At 71.8% G+C, this 20123-nt stretch carries 22 protein-coding genes; 11 read left to right on the forward strand and 11 right to left on the reverse strand.

Annotation, left to right across the window (positions count from 1 at the left end):
* The first annotated feature begins 73 nt into the window (after positions 1-73).
* A complete protein-coding gene (locus ACWF7A_RS00840) occupies positions 74-559 on the forward strand; it encodes a molybdopterin-binding protein (protein WP_452248296.1) in 486 nt (161 codons plus the stop codon).
* A gap of 132 nt (positions 560-691) precedes the next feature.
* Here the strand turns inward: ACWF7A_RS00840 and ACWF7A_RS00845 are convergent, their stop codons facing one another.
* The 4 genes from ACWF7A_RS00845 to ACWF7A_RS00860 form a co-directional block, all read right to left on the reverse strand.
* Complete coding sequence (locus ACWF7A_RS00845; protein ID WP_452248297.1) at positions 692-964, reverse strand: HEAT repeat domain-containing protein; 273 nt, start codon at positions 962-964, stop codon at positions 692-694.
* 119 nt (positions 965-1083) lie between these two features.
* Complete coding sequence (locus tag ACWF7A_RS00850; protein WP_452248298.1) at positions 1084-1758, reverse strand: DJ-1/PfpI family protein; 675 nt, start codon at positions 1756-1758, stop codon at positions 1084-1086.
* A 124-nt stretch (positions 1759-1882) separates the two neighbouring features.
* Positions 1883-2359 (reverse strand): RrF2 family transcriptional regulator, encoded by a 477-nt coding sequence (locus tag ACWF7A_RS00855; protein ID WP_452248894.1) that lies wholly within the window; start codon positions 2357-2359, stop codon positions 1883-1885.
* Positions 2360-2446: 87 nt separating this feature from the next.
* The gene (locus ACWF7A_RS00860) at positions 2447-3754 is read right to left on the reverse strand and encodes a globin domain-containing protein (protein ID WP_452248299.1); all 1308 of its coding nucleotides are present in this window, start codon (positions 3752-3754) and stop codon (positions 2447-2449) included.
* A 166-nt stretch (positions 3755-3920) separates the two neighbouring features.
* Between ACWF7A_RS00860 and ACWF7A_RS00865 the strand changes: the two genes are divergently transcribed.
* The gene (locus ACWF7A_RS00865; protein ID WP_452248300.1) at positions 3921-4232 is read left to right on the forward strand and encodes a hypothetical protein; all 312 of its coding nucleotides are present in this window, start codon (positions 3921-3923) and stop codon (positions 4230-4232) included.
* Positions 4233-4244: 12 nt separating this feature from the next.
* On the opposite strand, the gene ACWF7A_RS00870 is transcribed toward ACWF7A_RS00865, so the two are convergent.
* The gene (locus ACWF7A_RS00870; RefSeq protein ID WP_452248301.1) at positions 4245-4856 is read right to left on the reverse strand and encodes a TetR/AcrR family transcriptional regulator; all 612 of its coding nucleotides are present in this window, start codon (positions 4854-4856) and stop codon (positions 4245-4247) included.
* Positions 4857-5013: 157 nt separating this feature from the next.
* Between ACWF7A_RS00870 and ACWF7A_RS00875 the strand changes: the two genes are divergently transcribed.
* From ACWF7A_RS00875 to ACWF7A_RS00885, 3 genes are read left to right on the forward strand one after another with little or no spacing between them, the layout of a single operon-like run.
* Entirely contained in the window at positions 5014-6246 is a 1233-nt protein-coding gene (locus tag ACWF7A_RS00875; protein ID WP_452248302.1) for a cytochrome P450, read from the forward strand.
* Positions 6243-6437 (forward strand): ferredoxin, encoded by a 195-nt coding sequence (locus ACWF7A_RS00880; RefSeq protein ID WP_452248303.1) that lies wholly within the window; start codon positions 6243-6245, stop codon positions 6435-6437. The genes ACWF7A_RS00875 and ACWF7A_RS00880 overlap by 4 nt, the downstream gene beginning before the upstream one ends.
* Positions 6438-7598 (forward strand): NAD(P)/FAD-dependent oxidoreductase, encoded by a 1161-nt coding sequence (locus ACWF7A_RS00885; protein WP_452248304.1) that lies wholly within the window; start codon positions 6438-6440, stop codon positions 7596-7598. It begins immediately after the preceding gene.
* Here ACWF7A_RS00885 and ACWF7A_RS00890 read toward each other — a convergent pair.
* On the reverse strand, positions 7585-9600 hold the full coding sequence (locus ACWF7A_RS00890) for an MGH1-like glycoside hydrolase domain-containing protein (RefSeq protein ID WP_452248305.1): 2016 nt from the start codon (positions 9598-9600) through the stop codon (positions 7585-7587). The genes ACWF7A_RS00885 and ACWF7A_RS00890 overlap by 14 nt on opposite strands.
* A gap of 346 nt (positions 9601-9946) precedes the next feature.
* On the opposite strand from ACWF7A_RS00890, the gene ACWF7A_RS00895 reads away from it, so the two are divergent.
* The 3 genes from ACWF7A_RS00895 (at position 9947) to ACWF7A_RS00905 (ending at position 13520) form a co-directional block, all read left to right on the forward strand.
* Positions 9947-10150: a cold-shock protein gene (locus ACWF7A_RS00895; protein ID WP_189154936.1), complete on the forward strand. Its 204-nt coding sequence runs from the start codon at positions 9947-9949 to the stop codon at positions 10148-10150.
* A gap of 254 nt (positions 10151-10404) precedes the next feature.
* Positions 10405-12660 carry a rhamnogalacturonan lyase gene (locus ACWF7A_RS00900; RefSeq protein ID WP_452248895.1) on the forward strand — a complete coding sequence of 752 codons (2256 nt, stop codon included), beginning with the start codon at positions 10405-10407 and terminating at the stop codon, positions 12658-12660.
* A 44-nt stretch (positions 12661-12704) separates the two neighbouring features.
* Positions 12705-13520 carry an SDR family oxidoreductase gene (locus ACWF7A_RS00905; RefSeq protein WP_452248306.1) on the forward strand — a complete coding sequence of 272 codons (816 nt, stop codon included), beginning with the start codon at positions 12705-12707 and terminating at the stop codon, positions 13518-13520.
* Here the strand turns inward: ACWF7A_RS00905 and ACWF7A_RS00910 are convergent.
* Positions 13511-14458 (reverse strand): helix-turn-helix transcriptional regulator, encoded by a 948-nt coding sequence (locus ACWF7A_RS00910; protein ID WP_452248307.1) that lies wholly within the window; start codon positions 14456-14458, stop codon positions 13511-13513. The two genes, ACWF7A_RS00905 and ACWF7A_RS00910, sit on opposite strands and share 10 nt — an antisense overlap.
* A gap of 62 nt (positions 14459-14520) precedes the next feature.
* On the opposite strand from ACWF7A_RS00910, the gene ACWF7A_RS00915 reads away from it, so the two are divergent.
* Positions 14521-15456, forward strand: a complete 936-nt coding sequence (locus ACWF7A_RS00915; RefSeq protein WP_452248308.1) for an alpha/beta fold hydrolase — start codon at positions 14521-14523, stop codon at positions 15454-15456.
* A 111-nt stretch (positions 15457-15567) separates the two neighbouring features.
* On the opposite strand, the gene ACWF7A_RS00920 is transcribed toward ACWF7A_RS00915, so the two are convergent.
* Positions 15568-16383: an SDR family NAD(P)-dependent oxidoreductase gene (locus tag ACWF7A_RS00920; RefSeq protein WP_452248309.1), complete on the reverse strand. Its 816-nt coding sequence runs from the start codon at positions 16381-16383 to the stop codon at positions 15568-15570.
* Between the two features lie 81 nt (positions 16384-16464).
* On the opposite strand from ACWF7A_RS00920, the gene ACWF7A_RS00925 reads away from it, so the two are divergent.
* Both ACWF7A_RS00925 and ACWF7A_RS00930 read left to right on the forward strand, forming a co-directional pair.
* Complete coding sequence (locus ACWF7A_RS00925; protein WP_452248310.1) at positions 16465-17376, forward strand: LysR family transcriptional regulator; 912 nt, start codon at positions 16465-16467, stop codon at positions 17374-17376.
* A gap of 58 nt (positions 17377-17434) precedes the next feature.
* Entirely contained in the window at positions 17435-17644 is a 210-nt protein-coding gene (locus ACWF7A_RS00930; RefSeq protein ID WP_452248311.1) for a DUF2795 domain-containing protein, read from the forward strand.
* 6 nt (positions 17645-17650) lie between these two features.
* Here the strand turns inward: ACWF7A_RS00930 and ACWF7A_RS00935 are convergent, their stop codons facing one another.
* The 3 genes from ACWF7A_RS00935 to ACWF7A_RS00945 are packed head-to-tail and all read right to left on the reverse strand — an operon-like array spanning position 17651 to position 19994.
* Entirely contained in the window at positions 17651-18304 is a 654-nt protein-coding gene (locus ACWF7A_RS00935) for a GOLPH3/VPS74 family protein (protein WP_452248312.1), read from the reverse strand.
* Between the two features lie 11 nt (positions 18305-18315).
* Positions 18316-18918, reverse strand: a complete 603-nt coding sequence (locus tag ACWF7A_RS00940; RefSeq protein WP_452248313.1) for a response regulator transcription factor — start codon at positions 18916-18918, stop codon at positions 18316-18318.
* Positions 18915-19994, reverse strand: a complete 1080-nt coding sequence (locus ACWF7A_RS00945; protein ID WP_452248896.1) for a sensor histidine kinase — start codon at positions 19992-19994, stop codon at positions 18915-18917. Before ACWF7A_RS00945 ends, ACWF7A_RS00940 begins: the two co-directional genes overlap by 4 nt.
* Between the last annotated feature and the right edge of the window lie 129 nt (positions 19995-20123).

The raw sequence follows: 20123 nt of genomic DNA on the forward strand, positions 1-20123 counted from the left end.
GCATCTACGCCCAAGGGGGCGATCCACGGATCTCGCCTTCTGCAAAACCGTCCGGCGTCGTACCGTGGAGGGTGTGGACCTCTCGTTCGCCCGAGTACCGACGCCGCGCACACCGGCCCCCGACGACCAGGTCCTGGTCACCGGGGACATCAGCGACGACTGGACGTTCTCCACCGCACACCTCGACGCCCACGCCCGCGAGCCCGTCAACGTGCAGTACCGCACGACCCGTGTGCGCGAGGTCCACTGCGTGCAGGGCGTGCCGCTGCACGAGATCCTCGGCAGGGTCGTCCTGCGCCTCGACGACGGGAGCAAGATGGACAAGCTCGGCTTCGTCGTCGTCGCGACCTCGCAGGACGGCTTCCGCGTGGTGCTTTCGTGGGCCGAGGTGGACCCGGAGTTCGGCTCCTGCTCGGCGCTGCTCGCGACCCGCTACAACGGCCGCCGGCTCACCCGCCCCACGCTCGTGACGCCGCAGGACGGGCGCTCCAGCCGTTACGTGCGCGACCTCGCGCGCATCGAGATCTCCCGCGTCGGAGCGAGTGCCCGCCTGGCGTAGGCACGCACGTCGGCGTCGGTGTCCTCGGTGGCGCGCTCGAGGGCCGGCGCCACCGACGGGTCCCCGGACCACCGGGCCAGCGCCCGTACCGCCGCCTCGCGGACGTCGGGTCGGGGTCACCCGCCAGCCCGATCACGAGTCCGGGTCGGTGAGCGCCTTCGCGACGCCCACGCGCACCTGCCACGCCGGACCGCCGAGCAGGCCGGCGGCCAGGTCGCTCAACGACGCCGGGTGTCCGACCCGTTCGGCCGCTTCCAGGGCGGCGGCGCGGACCAGCGGATCATCGTCGCCGGTCAGCGCGGCGAGGACGGACACGTCCGTGATCCCCTTCGCCACCTGCACCCGCGGCTCCCGGGACGGGTCGTGTGCCGCCTCGGTCAGCGTCGCCACCGCCGCCCTGCGCACGGGACCGGATCGGCGAGGTACGGCTCCAGGTCCGCGAGGGCGAGCTGGGAGTCGGCCAGTGCCAGCACCCGCGCCGACTCGACCGCGGCTTTCTCCGCACCTGACCACCGGGCGTCAGATCACCTGCGCCACACGGTTCCCCGGCGCTCGTACTCCATCACCGTCTCGGCCCGGTGCGCGATCCCCACCCCCACGAACCGCTCGACCAGCCACAACGCGACGTCGAGCCCGGACGTGATCCCGCCGCCGGTGATCAGGTCCCCGTCGTCGACCACGCGGGCGTCGACGACGGTGGCGCCCTGAGCCGCGAGGTCCGCCTTCGCCCCGTGGTGGGTGGTCGCGTTGCGCCCCTTGGTGATCCCCGCCGCGGACAGGACCATCGTGCCGGTGCAGATGCCGACCGGGAGAGCCTCGGAGGCCGCGAGCCGCCGCAGGAACCCCTTGTCGGCGATCACCTTGCGCACCCCGTCGGAGCGGCCGTAACCGCCACCGGGCATCACGACGACGTCGGCGTCACGGGGTGACCACCCGTTCGGGACGACCACCTCGGTGCCGAACGTGCACTTGACCCTGCCGGGTGCCCCCGTCGTCACCAGGGTCGTCTCGACGGCGCCGCCGGACAGCCTCCCCGCCAGGCCCAGCACTTCGACCGGTGCGATGAAGTCCTGCTCCTCCACGCCGTCGAAGACGACGACGTGCACGCGCAACGGACTCGCCGCGGACGCCGGGGCTCCCGCCGCACCGACGACCCCGACCGACAACGCCGACGCACGCAGGAATGTTCGCCGTTCCACGAGACCTCCCGAGCTCGGTTCGTCCCACCGGGACGCGCTTCACCCACAGGTCGGGGTGCGCACCCGAACGGTTCCGGGAAAGGCATTTTTCGGCGCGGTGGGGCGACGAGCGATCGGGCCGGGTTCAGACCCGCCCGTAGGCCTGCCTCGCGATGCGGGCGGCCGAGGGCGCGTGGGCCTCGGCCTCCGCCTTGATGTCGGCGATCGTCTGGCCCGCCAGCGCCTGACGCCACTGCAGCTCGGCGCGCTGCATCGCGCCGTTCACCGCGCAGGTGCGACGGAAGGCGCTCCGGGGAGCGTTCTCCCCCATGCCGTTGCGGCGGATCTCCGTGCAGGTGAACGCCGGGTCCGGGCCCTCGATGGCGGCGACGACCTCCATCAGCGTGATCTCGTCCGCGGGGCGGGCCAGGAGGAATCCCCCGCGCGCGCCCGGAAGCGACTCGACGAGCCCCGCCCTGGCGAGTGCCTGCAGCTGCTTGTGCAGGTACGCCTGGGGAAGGTCGTAGCTCGCGGCCAGGGCCGCGGTGCTGACGGGCTTGTCGTCGTCGACCCACGCCAGGGAGAGCAGCACGTGCATCGCCCACTCGACACCCTGGTTCATCCGCACCGGCCGATGCTAGGCAACCTGGACATTGAACGTCAACATTGGCCGGCGCCGTTCAGGTGCGTGCGTTGCGAGGTCTTCGGTTCAGACCTTCTGCACCGCGGCGTCGGGCAGCTCGTCCGCGCCGGTCGTCCAGAGGTCGGGCCCGAAGACCTCGAAGTGCACCTGCTCTCCGGGCACACCACGGGCGATCAGCGACGAACGGATGTCGCGCATGAACGGGACCGGGCCGCAGAGATGCGCCGTGACCCCGTCCGGCAGCGCCAGTCCTCCAGCGTCGAGCGGCCCCCTGGCCTCGGCGGCGGGTGCGCCGCTGTCGTAGAACGGCAGGTGCCGGAACTCCCGCAGCTGCGAACCGAAGTACGTCACGTGGTCGAGCAGGGCGTGCCGGTCCGGATGACGTTCCGCGTGCACCAGTGTGACCGGGCGATCGGGCTGATGACGCGCCACGTGCTCCAGCAGCGCGGCGGTCTGCGTGATGCCGATGCCAGCGCTGGCCAGCAGCAGCGGGCCGTCCCCGGACGCCAGCACCGCGTCGCCGAACGGATGGCTGACGTCGACCTCGTCGCCGACCTCGGTGTTCGTGGTCAGGGCGGTGGACACGATCCCGTCCGGCGCGCCGTCCCGGCCCCGCACCCGGCGGACCGTGATGCGCAGCGTCGAGTAGCCGGTGGCGTGCGAGAGCGTGTACTGCCGTCCCTGCCGCCCGAACTCGGGCCGTTCGACGAACACCGTGACGTACTGCCCGGGCCGATGCGCCTCGACGCCGCCGGAGGCGGGCGCCAGGTACAGCGAGACGACGTCCTCGGCCTCCTCCTGGCGCGAGACCACCCGGTACCTGCGCGACGGGCTCGCGGGGTCGATCTCCCGCTCGTGGTACATCCGGGACTCGGCCTCGATCAGCTTGACCGCCATCAGCCAGTACACCTGGTCCCAGGCCACGGCCACGGCCGGAGTCACCGCGTCACCGAGCACCGCGGCGACCGCGGCCAGCAGATAGCGGCCCACCAGCGGGTACTGGTCGGGCCTGATCCCGAGGGACGCGTGCTTGTGGGCGATGCGACCGAGCACCGGGCCCATGGGCACGGCGCCCTCCCCCACGAGGCTCGACGCGTAGGCGATCACCGCGCCGGCGAGCGCACGCCGCTGGTCACCGTTGGCCTGGCTGCCCCGGTTGAACAGGTCGAGCAGTTCGGGGTGGTCGGCGAACATCGTGTCGTAGAAGACCCCGGAGATCGTGACGACGTTCTCCCGGACCGCGGGCAGAGTCGCGCGGACGATCTGCTCAGCCTCGGTGGACAGCAAGGGAACCTCCTGGAACGAGAACCGCCGGAACGCTCCCCGCGACTCCGGGCCGTTCCGGACGAGGTGCGCGGAGTGACCGTAGAACAAACTTGCATCTGAAATACCTATTTGTGTTCGTGATCACCGATCGGTTGTGCCCCAACGACAACCGCACCTGGCCCCCTGGAAGCCGTGCCAGACGGGGACGCCTGGTGATCGGGTGCGCCACACGACTCCGCGCGCAGGGAGCGGAGCACTCGACGATGCTGATGTGATGGCCGAGCCGGAGCACACGCCAGACGGGCACTTCGTGATCATCAACGGGCGCCGGTGGCGTGCCACCGACCCCGAGATCCCGCCCGAGCAGGCGGCACGGCTGCGCAGCCGGCTGATGGCGGCTCGCCGGGACGTCGGCGCCGCCCTGCGCGCCGAGGACGGCGAGGCGGAGCGTGAGGCCCGCGCGCGGGTCCAGCTCGCGAAGGTCGCCCTCGGGGAGCGCGGGACCCCGTGGTGGGAGCAGACGGCGAGCGAGCGGCGGGAGCGGTGGCAGAAGGGCCTGGACGAGCTGGACGAGCGCGACGCCTGAGCGCCCGCGACCTCAGGACGCGCCGGCCACCGGCGGCACCGGAACGGGAGTCGCCTTGCTGTGCAACAACTCCAACGTCTCGCGCGCGATGTCGGCGATCTCGACGCGACCCCCGTTCGAGGTCCACGTCTGCACGATCACCTCGATCACGTTCATCGTGCCGGCGGCGGTCAGCGCCCCGAACAGCAGATCGTCGGGACGGTCCTCCCGCCGCAGGATCTCCTGGGCCAGCCGCTGCCGCCAGCTCCAGCACAGGTCGGCCAGACCGGCCCGCAGGCCCGTGGTCTTGTCGAAGATCTCGTACAGGGCCAGCAGGCGGGCCGAGTTGGCACCGATCGTCCGCTCGACGCTGTCGACCACCGCGTAGAGCGCCTCGGGCAGCGGTAGGTCGTCGGGCTGGGCCAGGAAGGCGTCCATGGCCGCGCCGAGGCCGCTCTCGACGAAGCTGACGACGAGCGCTTCCTTGGTCGAGTAGTAGCGGTACAGGGTGCGGGTGCCGACCTCGGCGGCGGCGGCGATCTGCTCGATCGTCGTGTCGTCGTAGCCCTGGGCGACGAACAGGTCGAACGCCGTGTCGGCGATGAACCGCCGGGTGCGTTCCATCTTCGCCTCGCGCAAACCCACAGCGCACCTCCCGTCCCCTGGCGAAACGCACGGTAGCACCGCCATGTGGCACGTACTGCCATGTGACACACCGGCCGGTTGCGGCATCCAGTGTCATCTGACAGCCTCAGTCATATGACAGCGACTGCCACATTTTCGAACGAGGGTGGGCTGGGCGATGAGTGAGACCACGATCGACGCGCCGGCCACCTTCCCCACCGCGCGCGACGCCGGCTGTCCGTTCGACCCGCCCGCCGAGTACGCCGGTCTGCGCGCGCAGGAGGGCACGGCCTCGCTGGCCTGTCCGGTCGGCGTCGAGGCACGTGTCGTCAGCCGGTACGCCGATGTGCGCGCGGTGCTCGCCGATCCCAACCTCAGCTCGCACGCGGCGCCGTCCACGCACGTCGTGGCGGGCGGGCTGCTCGACCGTCCCGTGGCGCCCGGCAGCCTGCTGAACATGGACGGCCCCGGTCACGCCCGGCTGCGCCGCCTGCTCACGCCGGAGTTCACCGTCAAGCGGATCCAGGCCATGCGCCCCTACGTCCAGGGCCTGGTCGACGACCACCTCGACGCGATGCTGGCCCGGTCCGGGCCGGTCGACCTGGTGCGGGACTTCGCGCTGCCCATCCCGTCGCTGGTGATCTGCGAGCTGCTGGGGGTCGACTACGCCGACCGCGACCGGTTCCAGGAGCAGACCGCGGTGCTGATCGCCACCAACAGCGACCCCGCCGCGCTGGAGCAGGCCAACCTCGAGGTCGTCGGGTTCATGACCCAGCTCGTGCTGTCCAAGGTGGCGGCGCCGGGCGACGACCTGCTGGGCAGGCTGATCGTGCGCGCCCGGGAGAGCGGGCAGGAGCTGTCCGTCGAAGAACTGGTGACCCTCGGCATCACGCTCCTGATCGCCGGGCACGAGACCACGGCGAACATGATCGGGCTGAGCACGCTGGCCCTGCTGCGTCAGCCCGACCAGCTGGCCGCGTTGCGGGCCGACCCCGGGCTCGCGGGCACGGCCGTCGACGAGATGCTGCGGTACCTGTCGATCGTGCAGTTCGGCGTGCTGCGGCAGGCCACCGGTGACGTGACGGTCGGCGACGAGACGATCAAGGCCGGCGAGTGGCTCGTGGCCGCGTTGTCCGCGGGCAACCGCGACGAGTCGGTGTTCCCCGACCCCGACCGCATCGACCTCCGGCGTGAGGCGACCGCCCACCTGGCGTTCGGCTACGGCATCCACCAGTGCCTCGGCCAGCAGCTGGCCAGGGTCGAGCTGCAGGAGGTCTTCGCCCGCCTGCACCAGCGCATCCCGACGCTGCGGCTCGCGGTGCCGTTCGAGGACGTCGAGTTCAAGAACGACGCGCTCGTCTACGGCGTGCGCGCGCTGCCGGTCACCTGGGACGGGAGGGACGAGCGATGAAGGTCCGCGTCGACGTGGACGCCTGTGTCGGAGCCGGTCAGTGCGTGCTCGCGGCACCGGACGTGTTCGACCAGCGCGACGAGGACGGCATGGTCGTCCTGCTGGTCGAGGACCCGCCCGCCCACCTGGAGGCGGCCACCGAGCACGCCGCCCTGCTGTGCCCGGCGCTCGCGATCGTCGTGGAGAAGTAGGTGGGAGACCTCGAACGGGTGGTCGTCGTCGGTGCTTCGGCGGCCGGCGCGACCACCGCCGAGACGCTGCGCAGGGAGGGCTACACCGGCGCGCTCACCCTGGTCGGTGACGAGAAGGTCCTCCCCTACGACCGTCCGCCGCTGTCCAAACAGGTCCTGGCGGGCACCTGGGATCCGGAGAGGACGGTCCTGCGGCTGGCCTCCGCGTACGCGGATCTCGGCATCGAGCTGAGGCTCGGGACGCCCGCGACCGGACTGGACCTCACCCGCCGCACGGTCACGCTGTCGGGCGGCGACGAGCTCGGCTACGACGGCCTGGTGATCGCCACCGGCACGACCGCGCGCGAGCTGCCGTCCGGCCACGACCTGGCCGGGGTGCACGTGCTGCGCACCCTGGACGACGCGCTGGCGTTGCGCGGCGCGCTGCTGCGGTCGTCCTCGGTCGTGGTCGTCGGCGCGGGGTTCCTCGGCTCGGAGGCCGCGGCCGTCGCCCGGCAGAGGGGCCTGGACGTCACGCTGGTGGACCCGCTCCCCCTGCCGCTGGTCCGCCAGTTCGGCGACCGGGTCGCGGCGGCGGTCGCCGAACTGCACGAGGAACAGGGCGTGCGGCTGCGCACCGGGACGGGCGTGGCCGCGCTGCACGGCGAGGTCTCGGTGGCAGCGGTCGAGCTGACCGACGGGACCGTGCTCCGCGCCGACGTCGTGCTGGTGGCGATCGGCGCGGAGCCCGCCACCGGCTGGCTCGACGGCTCCGGGGTCCCGGTGGACGACGGCGTGGTGTGCGACGCGACCTGCCGGGCCGCCGACCAGGTGTACGCGGCGGGCGACGTGGCCCGGTGGTTCCATCCCCGGTTCGGCGGGCTGATGCGCGTCGAGCACCGGATGAACGCCACCGAGCAGGGCATGGCGGTGGCGCGCAACCTCCTCGGCGCGCAGACCCCGTTCGCTCCGGTGCCGTACTTCTGGACCGACCAGTTCGACACGAAGATCCAGGCGCACGGCGTGTTCCCGGCCGACGCCGAGATGGTCGTCGCGCACGGCACCATCGCCGAACGGAGGTTCGTCGCGCACTACCGCGTGAACGACGAGGTCGTCGGCGTGCTCGGCTGGAACATGGCCAAGCAGCTGCTGCGGGACCGGAGCCTGGTCAGCGGAGGCTGAGCCAGTCGAGGTTGATCGCGCCGGTGTCACCCGGCCCGTAGGACAGCGTCACCACCGGGTCGCGTCCGTTCAGCGGGACGCCCTCGAACGTCACCGTTCCCCAGGCGTCCCAGCTGTCGGAGACCTTCGGGAAGCTCACCTGACGCACGGCACGGCCGTCCACGAACAACGTCATCGTGCGCGCGTCGGAGTGGGCGTTCGCGTACCGCAGGGTGATCGCGCCCGTGGCCTGGCCGGCCGACGCGCGGTGCAGCGTGAACGACGACGCGGCGCCCTGCGCCCAGAGTCCGTCGACGAAGGCGCGACCCGAGTAGCCGGTGTGGTTGACGTTGGTCTTGACGCCGCCGCTGTTGCGCGCGTCCTCGGCCTCCAGACGGCCGGGCGCGGGGCAGCCGGACACCGTGCCCGCGGTGTCGGCGCACCGGTCCCGCGCGTCCGGCACGCCGTCGCCGTCGCGGTCGCCGCCGGACGCTCCCGTCAGCGTGATCTCGACGGTGTGCGCGCCGGTCAGGGTCGCGGGGATCTCGGCAGAGGACGGACGGCCGTCGACGGTGACCGAGCGGATCGTGCTGCCCGCCCCGCGCAGCGCGATCGTCAGGTCGGCGCCGCGGTACCGCACGTTCCGCAGCGTGACGTCACCCCAGCCCGCGGGCAGGTTCGGCGCGAACGTCAGTCCCCGCTCGGTGTACCCGATCCCGAACAGTCCGGTGTGGACCATGTCGAGCAACGCCGTCGCCGACCAGGTCTGGTCGGGTTCGGAGCCCCAGTGGAACTTCACCGTGTCGCCCAACCGCTGCCAGCCGCCGTCGACCACGCCGGTGGTGCCGTTGTAGATCTCCCAGAACCCGCTGTTGTTCGTCGCGAGCTTGGCCAGCCGGGACGCCTCCGCGGCGAAGCGGTCCTGGTCACCCTGCCGGGCCAGCGCCTTGGCCCACAGGCCCTGGACCAGCGGCCAGACGATCGCGTTGTGGCGGCCGGGCTGCGCCTCGGAGTAGCGGTCCCAGTGCGGGAACGTGTCGGGCATGCCCCAGGTCATCCCGCGGGCGTTCGCGAGGATCGACCGCGCCTGGGCGGGGCTCGCGACGTCGAAGAGGATCGCGAACGCGAGCCCGGCGCCCTCCTGGTGCGCTCCGGGCGTGCCGTCGGCGAGCAGCTGGTAGTTGTACAGGCCGGTCGCCGGGTTCCAGAAGTACCGGTTGACCGCGGTCTTGAGCGCGGCGGCCTTCGCCCGGTGGGTCGTGGCCTCCTGCGGCCGCCCGAGGCGCTCGGCCATGTTCGCCGCGCTGACGTAGGCGGCGTGGTAGAGCACGTTGGTGCTCAGGTACATCCCGCTGGCGACGCCCGGCCACGGCATGCTGCCGGTGCTGACCGACTCGGTCGCGTCGGCGGGTGGCGCCGGATACCCGGCGATGCCGTCGTTGAAGAACGACGCGCCGGTGAACAACCCGTAGGAGGGGTTGAAGCCGGCCGTGGTGGCGCGTTCCCGGATCGCCAGCGTGGTGCCGGTCGCGCGGTAGGCGTTGCCGAGGAACTCCTGGTCACCGGTGACGAGGTAGTGGTGCCACGCGGCGGTGGCCCAGACGACCTGGTCCCACTGCTGGTCGTCCTGCTGCACCCGCAGGGCGCCGGCGGGGTCCTTGTCGACGACGGCCCAGAGCGTGTTCTCCGCCAGGGCCGGGGACAGCAGGCTGGTCGCGTTCCAGCTGTTGATCGACGCGTCGCGCGTCCAGGGCTGCGCGTAGCCACCGCCCGCGCGGACGATGCCGACGGCCGGGTCGAGCAGGCCGCTCTTGTCGTAGCCGGCGTCGTACCCCATGGTGTTGACGCGCAGCAGGTTGTCCAGCGCGGCCGTGTAGGCGGTGCCGTACAGCGCCTGGCTCAGCGGGTTCGCGAACGTGAGCGACGGTGTGGCGGCCGCTGTCGCCGGTGGGACACCGGTGACCACGCCGACCATCGTCGACAGAGCTACCAGGACACGACCGATCCCCCGCCGGGAACTCATCCGGTGCACCTCTCCCGGCACCCGGACCCGACCGGAGCCGAACGACGAGTCCACCATGAAAGCGCTCCCACGCCGCGCGCCGCCGAACTTCCTGTCCGCTTCTGTCAGAACCCGACACATGCGCGACATCGCATACAACCGCCCTCATCAGGCGAACATCAGAAATTCGGCCTCGCAGCGCGCGAGGCGGCACGAGAGGTGTAGCGTGATGCCATCCGCTATGGATTCGAAGCACGGTCGCCCGTGACCACCGTCACGGGCATTTTGCTGTTCGCCGTCTCGATCCGCAGCGGATCACCACGGCCCCCGCACAGTGCGGGAGCCAAATTCATGCTTGGAGTGCACCATGGCCACCGGAACCGTCAAGTGGTTCAACGCCGAAAAGGGATTCGGCTTCATCGAGCAGGACGGTGGCGGCGCCGACGTCTTCGCCCACTACTCGAACATCGTCGCGCAGGGCTTCCGTGAGCTCCAGGAGGGCCAGAAGGTCTCCTTCGACATCACGCAGGGCCAGAAGGGCCCGCAGGCGGAGAACATCGTCCCCGCCTAGTCCTTCTGCCGCCGCCGGTCTCCGGTGGCACGCGCGGACTGCATCAGAGCCCGGCCGGATGGTCCATCCGGCCGGGCTCTGCGCTGTTCGACGAACCGGTCGAACCCGGCGGCGTCGTCGATGCCGTCGCGCCGGTGTCAAACACCCTCGTCGATTCGACCACAGGCACCCCGGAAACCGCTTTCCCCTTTCCAGGTCAACACAATCGGCACTTGCGTCGCCGAGTGGGACGGTCCATCGTGACCGGCGTGGCGATGCGACGAAGCGTTCTGCTCGCGGTGGTGGCCACCGCCCTGCTGACCAGTCCTCCGCCTGCGACCGGGCAGGTGCGGCAGCCTTCCCCCGTCCCGCTCGAACGCCTCGACCGCGGGCTCGTCGCGTCCACCACGAGCGGTGGCGTGCACCTGAGCTGGCGCCTGCTCGGCCGGGAGGCCACCGGGGCGGGCACCACCGGGCTGCGAGGCCCGGACTTCGCGGTCTACCGCGACGGCAGGCGCCTGGCGGTCGTCACGGACAGCACCACCTACCTCGACCCGTCCCCCACCGCCGGTGCGCGGTACCAGGTGGCGCCCGTCGTCCGCGGTGCGACGTTCGGGCGAAGCAGGGCGGTGACGGCGTGGACGGCCCCGTACCGCGATCTGCCGTTGCGCAGGCCCGCGGACGGCGTGACCCCCGCCGGCGAGAGCTACACCTACTCGGCCAACGACGTGAGCGTGGGCGACGTGGACGGCGACGGGCAGTACGAGTACGTCGTGAAGTGGGACCCCAGCAACTCCAAGGACGTCTCGCAGGTCGGCTACACCGGGCCGGTGTACCTCGACACCTACCGGTTCGACGGCACGTTGCTGCACCGCGTCGACCTGGGAGTGAACATCCGCGCGGGCGCGCACTACACCCAGTTCCTCGTCCACGACTTCGACGGGGACGGGCGCGCGGAGCTGATGCTGAAGACCGCGCCGGGCACGAAGGTCACCGGTCGCGACGGCCGGGACCGGTACGTCACGATGCCGCGGGAGGACGTCAGGGCGGGGTACTCGCACTCCGACGACTACCGACTGAGCGCCGACGGCTACCGCGAGCACCTCATCGGGACGTTCCGTTCCTGGCACGCGCATCCCGAGGTCGTCGCGGCCCGCTGGCCCGCGACGATCGAGCAGGCGCTGGGGATCGAGCCGCGGTACGCGTACCCGCTGTCCGCACCGGACGCCGCGGCCCTGGCCGACCACTTCATCGACGTCTACGCGCCGGGCCGCAGCGCCAACAACAGGCTGAGGCAGTTCGCCGGCTTCATCGTGAGCGGACCGGAGTACCTGACGGTGTTCGACGGCGCCACGGGCCGGGAGCTCCAGACCGTGCGCTACGAACCGGGCCGCGGTGACGACGGGCTCCTGTGGGGCGACTACGCGATGAGCCGCATCGAGCCGGGCAACCGGGTCGACCGCTTCCTCGCCGGGGTGGCCTACCTCGACGGCAAGCGCCCCTCCGCCGTCTTCGCCCGCGGCTACTACACCCGGTCCACGGTCACCGCCTACGACTGGAACGGCAGGCGGCTCACGAAGCGGTGGCTCGCCGACAGCGGCTGGGTGCCGATGACCAACCCGTTCCGCGACACCCCGCACGGCCGCGACGGCACGAACCCGAGCCACGCCCGGCTGACGACGCAGGGCGCGCACTCGCTCAGCGTCGCCGACGTGGACGGTGACGGCCGGCAAGAGATCGTCTACGGCGGTGCGACGCTCGACGACGACGGCTCGCTGCTCTACAGCTCCACCGGCGTTCTGCCACCCGGGAGCGCGGATCCGGGAGCGGCGGTCCGGGTCGGTCACGGTGACGCCCTGCACGTCACCGACGTCGACCCGAACCGTCCCGGCCTCGAGACCTACATGGTGCACGAGGGGGCGCGCAGTGCCCCCTACGGCTACACGCTGCGCGACGCGCGGACCGGCGAGGTGCTCCACGGCGCGTACTCCGGCATGGACACCGGTCGCGGCATGATCGGCGACGTGCGTCCCGACGTGCCCGGCGTGGAGACGTGGGCGTCGATGCCGAGCGGGTCGGACTCGGCCGGGATCCGGAGCGCGGACGGGCGGCTGCTCGAGACCCGTTCACCCGGCACGAACATGAGCATCCGCTGGGCCGGCGACCTGACCACGCAGATCGTGAACGGCGCGCAGGACGTGACGCCGACCATCGACGACTGGCGGCGCGGCACGCTGCTCACCGCCACCGGGACCCGGACCAACAACGGCACCAAGGGCACGCCGTCGCTCGTGGCCGACGTGTTCGGCGACTGGCGGGAAGAGCTCGTGGTGCGCACCCAGGACAGCTCGGCCCTGCGGTTCTACACCAGCACCGAACCCACGAACCACAAGATGTACACGCTCATGCACGACCGCCAGTACCGCGTCGAGGTGGCCCGCCAGCAGACCACCTACAACCAGCCCTCCTACCCCGGCTTCTACCTGGCGTCCGACGTCGACTGGTCCCGCGTCCCCCTGCCCTCCCGCTGAAGCCGGTTCTTCTGGGACGGCGCGAGGAACGGGATACTGCCGCCATGACGGCGAAAGCGGGCGCGGTCGTGACCGGGGCCGGGCGGGGCGTGGGCAAGCTCGTCGCGCGGATGCTGGCCGAACGCGGTCACACGGTGCTGGTCACCGACGTCGACGAGGCCACCGCGGCCGCGACGGCCGCCGAGATCGGCGGGATCGCACGGGTGCTCGACGTGCGCGACGACGCGGCCGTCCAGGCGGCGCGTGACGAGATCGTCGCCCGTGCGGGCCGGCTCGACGTCTGGGTCAACAACGCGGGAGTCCTGGTGACCGGGCCCGCGTGGGAGCAGGACGCCGCCACCCGGACGCTGATGGTCGAGGTCAACACCCTCGGGACCATCAACGGCACGGTCGCCGCGATCCAGGCCATGCGGGGCAACGGCGGCGGGCACGTCGTGAACATCGTGTCCCTCGCGGGCATCACCGCCGTCGTGGGCGAGGCGGTGTACGCCGCGTCCAAGCACGCGGCCATCGGCTTCAGCCTCAGCACCCTCGCCGACCTCCGGCAGGCGGGCGTCCGGGACGTCGACATCTCGTGCGTCTGCCCGGACGGCATCTGGACGCCGATGCTCCACGACAAGCTCGACGACCCCTCGGCCGCGCTGTCGTTCTCCGGCACGCTGCTGCGGCCCGCCGACATCGCCGCCACCGTCGCCGCCGTGCTCGACCGGCCGAGACCGGTCACCACCGTCCCGAGGTGGCGTGGAGCGCTGGCGAGGCTCGCCGACACGTTCCCGCGCTTCGGTCTGCGCGCGATCCCGTTCATGGTGGCGCAGGGCCGCCGGACCCAGCGCAGGCTGCGGGACCGGTCTCAGCCGTAGCGCTCGACCAGGGTGGTGCCGATCGCGGCCAGCTGGTCGCGCACGGCCGGCGGGCCGGTCACCTCGATCCAGTCGACGAGCCCGGCCAGCTCACCGGCGAGCGCGTGCTCGTTGTACCCCCGGATGAGGACCTCGACGCGGCCGTCCGGTGTGGACCCGCCCACCTCCAGCCGGTCGCCGACCACCCTGCGGAGCCGGCTCAGCTCGTGAGGCTTGCACACCGCCTGGACCTCGAGGGGCGACCGCCTGCGGTCGACCTCGTCGGCGATCTCGCGCCAGCTCCCGGCGAGGTCGAAGTCCGCGGGCCGGTGCACGGGATCACCGGTCGGGGCGGCGGACGACACGCGGTCGATCCGGAACGTCCGCCGTCCGGCCTCGGTACCGGCGACGAGGTACCAGGACGGGCCCTTGGCGACGATGCCGAGCGGATGGACGGTCCTGACGGTCTCGACGCCTTCCCCGTCCAGGTAGCCGAGCTGCACCTGGACGCCTCGGATCACCGCGTCCTGGAGCTCGCCGAGGAACCGGGGCGGCGGGTACTCGACCCGGCTCGTCCCCCATCCCCGCGGGTCCGTGACCAGCGACGACGCCGCTGCCTCCGCCTGCTCCCGAAACGGCTCCGGCAGGGCGTGGACGAGTTTGCGCAGTGCCGCCTTCACGGCGGGCGTCGCGGCCGAGGCCTGACCGGCGACCAGGAACAGCGCGCGGGCCTCGCCCGCGGTCAGCCCGGACAGGTCGGTGCGGGCACCGCCGACGAGACGCCAGCCCCCGCCGCGGCCCTGCGTGGAGTAGACGGGCACACCGGCGAGAGCCAGGGCGTCGAGGTCCCGGCGAGCGGTGCGCTCGGAGACCTCCAGCTCCCGGGCCACCTCCGCCGCCGTCACCTGCTGCCGGCGTTGCAGCAGGAGCAGGACGGCCACCAACCGGTCGGTTCCCACGCCGGAAAGGCTGTCACACAAACCGGTCATGAGGTGACCGGTTTGGGTCGCAGGATGGCCACGTGAGCAACAGAACCGACTTCCCCGAGCCCACCCTCGTCCCGGTCAACGGCGTGGAGCTCGAAGTGTTCGAAGCAGGCACGGGCAGGCCCGTCGTGCTCTGCCACGGCTGGCCCGAGCACGCCTTCTCCTGGCGCCACCAGGTGCCCGCGCTCGTGGCGGCCGGCTACCACGTCATCGTCCCGAACCAGCGCGGCTACGGGGGCTCGTCGCGCCCGGACGAGGTGACGGACTACGACATCACCCACCTGACGGGCGACCTCGTCGCGCTCCTCGACCACTACGGGTACGAGGACGCCACCTTCATCGGCCACGACTGGGGCGCGACCGTCGTCTGGGCACTGGCCCTGCTGCACCCGGACCGCGTGAACAAGGTGATCAACCTCAGCGTGCCCTACCAGGAACGCGGGGAACGGCCGTGGGTCGAGTTCCTGGAGGACCTGCTCGGCGGCGACTCCCACCTCGTGCACTTCAACCGGCAGCCCGGCGTCGCGGCCGCCGTGTTCGACGCGAACACCGCCCGGTTCCTGCGCAACCTGTTCCGCAAGAACCTGCCGCCCTCGCAGCCGCGGCCGGGCATGGCGTTCATCGATCTCGCCCTCGCGGAGACACCCGCCGGCGAGCCCGTGATGAGCGACGACGAACTGGCCGTGTTCGTCTCGGCGTTCGAGTCGTCCGGCTTCACACCCGGCGTGAACTGGTACCGCAACCTCGACCGCAACTGGCACCTGCTGGCAGATGTGGACCCCGTCGTCCGCCGGCCCGCGCTGATGATCTACGGCGACCGGGACTCGGTCCAGAAGTCCCCCTCCCTGCCGGAGTTCGTGCCCGGCGTGGAGGTGGTCAGCCTGGACTGCGGGCACTGGATCCAGCAGGAGAGGCCGGACGAGGTGAACCAGGCGATCCTGAAGTGGCTGGAGCAGCAGGACGCCGAATAGGGCCCACGGGCGGGCGCGGCTCCAGACGCCGCGCCCGCGGCGGCCTGCCTCGCCCGCGGCGGCCTGCCTCGCCCGCGGTGGCTTGGCTCGCCCGCACCGGGCGTGACGGCGTCAGTCGCGTGGTTCGCCGAACGCCGCGAGCGACACGGGCTGCCAGTCGCGCCAGGTCTGCAGGCGCTCCTGGTAGATCTCCTCGATCACGGGGAAGAGGCGCCCGAGCAGCAGCCGTCGTGGCGGGTTCTCCGCGTCGACGAGGGCGAGAACGGCGGGCACCGTAGCGGCGGCCTCGCCGATCTCGAACTCCACGGCGTTCTCGGCGCGGGCCCGCGCGTAGTCCGGCGACTCGGCGCTGCGACGGGATCCGCGATCGAGCCAGTCGGTCGCGTAGGGACCGGGCTCGACGCAGGTGACGTGGACGCCGAAGCCCTCGACCTCCTGCCACAACGACTCGGAAAGCCCTTCGAGCGCCCACTTGGAGGCGTGGTAAGCGCCGATGCCGGGGTAGGCGCGGACGCCGCCCTCGCTGGTCACCTGGAGGAGGTGCCCGCCGCCCTGGCGCCGCAGCACGGGCAGGACCGCCTGCGTCACCCAGACCGCGCCGAAGAAGTTGGTCTCCATCTGCTGGCGCAACTCACGTTCCGCGAGCTCCTCGACCATGCCGAAGTGGCCGTAGCCGGCGTTGTTGACCACGACGTCGATGCGCCCGAACCGCTCGACCGCCCTGCCGACTGCAGCGAAGACCCCTTCGCGGTCGGTGACGTCGAGCTCCAGCGCCAGCACGGTGTCCGGGAAGCGTTCTTCGAGGTCCTTCAGCGCCCCGCGGTCGCGGGCGGTGGCGACCACGCGGTCGCCTCGTTCCGCAGCGGCCTCCGCCCAGAGGCGGCCGAAACCCGTGGACGTACCGGTGACGAACCAGACTTTGCTCATGACCCGAGTCTCGGCGGGAAGCAGCCATGCCACCAGCGACGATCAATCAGCTCAGGTATTCCAGGCTGGCATACTGGCTCCGTGAGCCTGGACGTTCATCCTCAGCTGCTGCGGGCGTTGCGGGCCGTGGTCGAGACCGGCTCGCTCACCGCGGCCTCCGAACGCCTGGGCTTCACGCAGTCGGCGTTGTCCAAGCAGATCGCCGCACTGGAGACCGCGACCGGCACGCGCCTGTTCGAGCGAGGCCCCCGAGGCGTGGAACCGACCGCGGCGGGCGCCCGCCTGGCCGTGCGCGCGGCGGCGATCCTGGACCAGTACGAGGTCGCCCAGCGCGAGCTCGAGGACCTGCCCGCACCCCTCGGCGGCCGCATAGCGCTGGGCGGCTTCCCGACCACGGCCCTGCGCCTGGTCCCCCGCACGATCGCCCGCGTCCGCGCCGCCCACCCGTCGATCGAGGTCGAGTTCCTCGAGTCGTCCACGCCGGTGCAGATCCGGCGGCTGCGGGCCGGACGGCTCGACCTCGCCGTGCTGGCCTCCGGTGAGGACCTGCCGGGCTGGGACCTCACCGGCGTCGAGGTCGAGCCGCTGCCGTCCGGCGCGCTGCTGGTCGCGGTGGGCGCGCGGCACCGTCTGGCCGGCGCCCGGCGAGTGCCCGTCGGCGAGGTGGCGCGGGAGGGGTGGATCGTGGGCCGGGGTGCCCGCGGGGAGCCGCAGTTCGGGGCCTGGCCCACGGTGACACAGCCTCGTGTGGTGGCCGAACTCGGGGACTGGTCGGCGCGGTTCGGGTTCGTCGCCGCCGGACTCGGGATCACGACGATCCCGCGTCTCGCCGCCGCCGCCCTGCCGGGTGGGGTCGTGTGCGTCGAGGTCGACGACCCGGACTGGGCGGGGCGGTCGATGGGGCTCGCGTGGATCGGGCGCCTCACCGGTCCCGGTGCGGCCGTGCGGTCGGCGTTGGCCGAGGAGGCGCGGCTGATCGCCGACGGGCGTTAGCCGCCACCGGAGGCCGGGTAGCCGGGTGCGTCAGGAGAACCCGAGCAGGAGGAGAGCGATGAGCGCCACGACCACGGTGGACCGGCTGCGCACGGTGCTGGCCGACGTCGGCTACCCCGCGGACAAGGGGCAGCTCGTCGACCACGCCTCGCGCAACAACGCCGACGAGGACACCGTGCACGCCCTGCACTCCGTCCCGGAGCGCAGCTACGAGTCGTTCGACGACGTGCTCGGTGTCATCGCCGTCGACAACAGCCGGGAGTCCTGAGCGGGCTCAGGTCACGGTCGTCGTCACCACGGCGACCGTGACCGCGGCCGTCGACGCCGCGATCGCCGCCGCCGTCCTGGTCACCGCGGCGCTGACCGCCTCCGCACCCCAGTTGCCCCGTTCCAGCTCCTTCGCGCGCCGGCTGACCTCGCCCGACCACGCCAGCTTCGGCCGCAGGGCCGGGAGCGCGCCGCTCGCGGACAGCAAAGCGGTCAGCGCGGCGGTGCGGGCGTCGGGGGTCTCGCCGTCGACGAGCACGGCGCGGATCCGTTGCCGGACCTCCTCCTCGTGGGCGGTGTCGGTGGCGGGCAGGGTGGTCACGCGGAACAGGCCCAGCACCCGCTTCTTCTCGCGGGCGATCAGGCCTCGCTCGACGAGGCGGTCCACCACCTTCGACCACGTGTCGGCGCCGATCCTGGCCAGGACCGAGTCGACGGACCGGGCCTTCTCGGCCACCTTGTCGTAGCCCGCCCTCAGCAGCGGGTCCTCCGGCGCGTCACCCGCGGTGAACACCTTCTTGTCCCGCAGCTCGACCTGGCCCTGCAGGGCCAGTTCGACCAGGACGGCGCCGCCGATCGTGTAGTAGAGCGTGCCGGCGGCGGCCGGGGTTCCCGACTCGTCGTCCATGAGCAGCAGGGCGAGGTCCTCGACGATCAGCATGTCTTCCTCTCTCAGAGCCAGTCGTGTTCTCGTGCGTACCGGGCGGCTTCGTGCCGGGTCTTGGTCTGGGTCTTCTGCATCGCGTTCGACAGGTAGTTGCGGACGGTGCCGTCGGCGAGGTGGAGCTGCTTGGCCATGTCGGCGACCGAGTAGCCCTCCGTGGTGGCGCGCAGGACGTCGATCTCGCGGTCGGTGAGCGGGCAGTCGTCGGCCACGGCGAGCGCGGAGACGTCCGGGTCGATCCACCTCTTGCCGCCGTGCAGGGCGGCGATGACCGTCGTGATGTGGGCGGGGTCGGCGGACTTGCTCACGAAGCCCTGCACGCCGAGCTTGAGTGCCTTGCGCAGCACGCCGGGGCGGGCGTGCCTGGTCAGCATGAGGACGACCTGGCCAGGCACCGCACGGCGGATCTCCGCCACCGCGCCCAGACCGTCCATTCCGGGCATCTCCAGGTCGATCACCAGCACGTCCGGGCGGTGTTCGAGCGTCGCCGCGACGGCCTGCTCGCCGTTCTCGGCCTCGGCGAGGACGGTGATGTCGCCCTCCATCGGCAGCAGCGCCGCCATCGCCTTGCGCAGCAGGGCCTCGTCGTCGGCCAGCACGACCGTGGTCATCGCGCCACCCCCGACGGGAACGCCGCGGCCGTGGTGAACTCGCCGTCGACCTGCGCCACCGTCAGCTCTCCCCCGGCACCGGCCAGCCGGTCCCTCAACGTGGACAGGCCGCGCAGCCGCGGTGGGTCCTCGTCTCCGGACGCGCCGTCGTTGACGATCGTGATGCCGGACTCCGCAAGCGTGATCCGCACCTGTTCCGCCTGGGCGTGCCTGAGGATGTTCGTGGTCGTCTCGCGCAGCACCTGGCCGAGCAGCTCCCCCGCGTCGAGGTCGACGGGCGCCGAGCGGACGATCCGCACGCGGATTCCCGCGGCCTCGAACAGGTTCTTCGCGTTCTCCAGCTCGCCCGCGAGGTTGAGCCGCCGTTGCGCGTACGCGAGCTCCTTGGTCTGCCTGATCGTGTCGCCGACCAGGGCCTGGATCTCCCGCAGCTCCTCCTCGGCGCGGTCGGCGTCGCGGCGCACCAGCTTGCCGGCGAGCGCGGTCTTGAGCTTCACCACGTGCAGCGTGTGGCCCTGGATGTCGTGCAGCTCGCTCGCGAACCGGATGCGTTCCCGCGCGACGGCGAGCTCCGCCTCGTGCTCGCGGGCCTCGTCCAGCTCGGCGAGGACCCGGTAGAAGGCGTCGTTGGCGAACATGAACGCGAGCGTGACCACGATGACGGCGGTGGGGACGAGTACGAAGTGGAACGCGGTCGAGCCCGCGCTCTCCTGTGACACCAACAACCTCGACGCGCCCGCCGCCGTGACGAATGCGACGAGCCCCGCCGCGGCGGGGATCCGGTGCCTCCGCATCTGGGGCACGATGAGCGGGCCCACGACCGTGATGCTGTAGAACGCCGTGCTGCTGCCGCTGACCAACGCGCCGAAGACCCACACCGCCGCACTGGTTCCCAGCAGGGGCAAGGCGAAAACGTCGATGTCGTCCTTCGCCCAGCGCACGACGGCGACCATGGCCGTGACGACGCCGAGGACGAGGACGACCGCCTCCCACCACACGCCGGAGTCGAACACGACCAGCAGCGTCCCGACCGGAATGATCACCGTGAGCTGCGTGGTGAGGTTCAGCCTGCTCATCCGCCCCCGTGCGGACGAGGCGTAGCTGCGCGGCTGGGGCTTGGTCACGAACCCAGTATTTCGCCGGGGGTCCCCCGGCACCAGTGACGCCACGTCATGCCTTCGGGGGCACAAATGTCACGGTCAGGT

The sequence above is a fragment of the Lentzea sp. NPDC055074 genome (genome assembly GCF_053608005.1).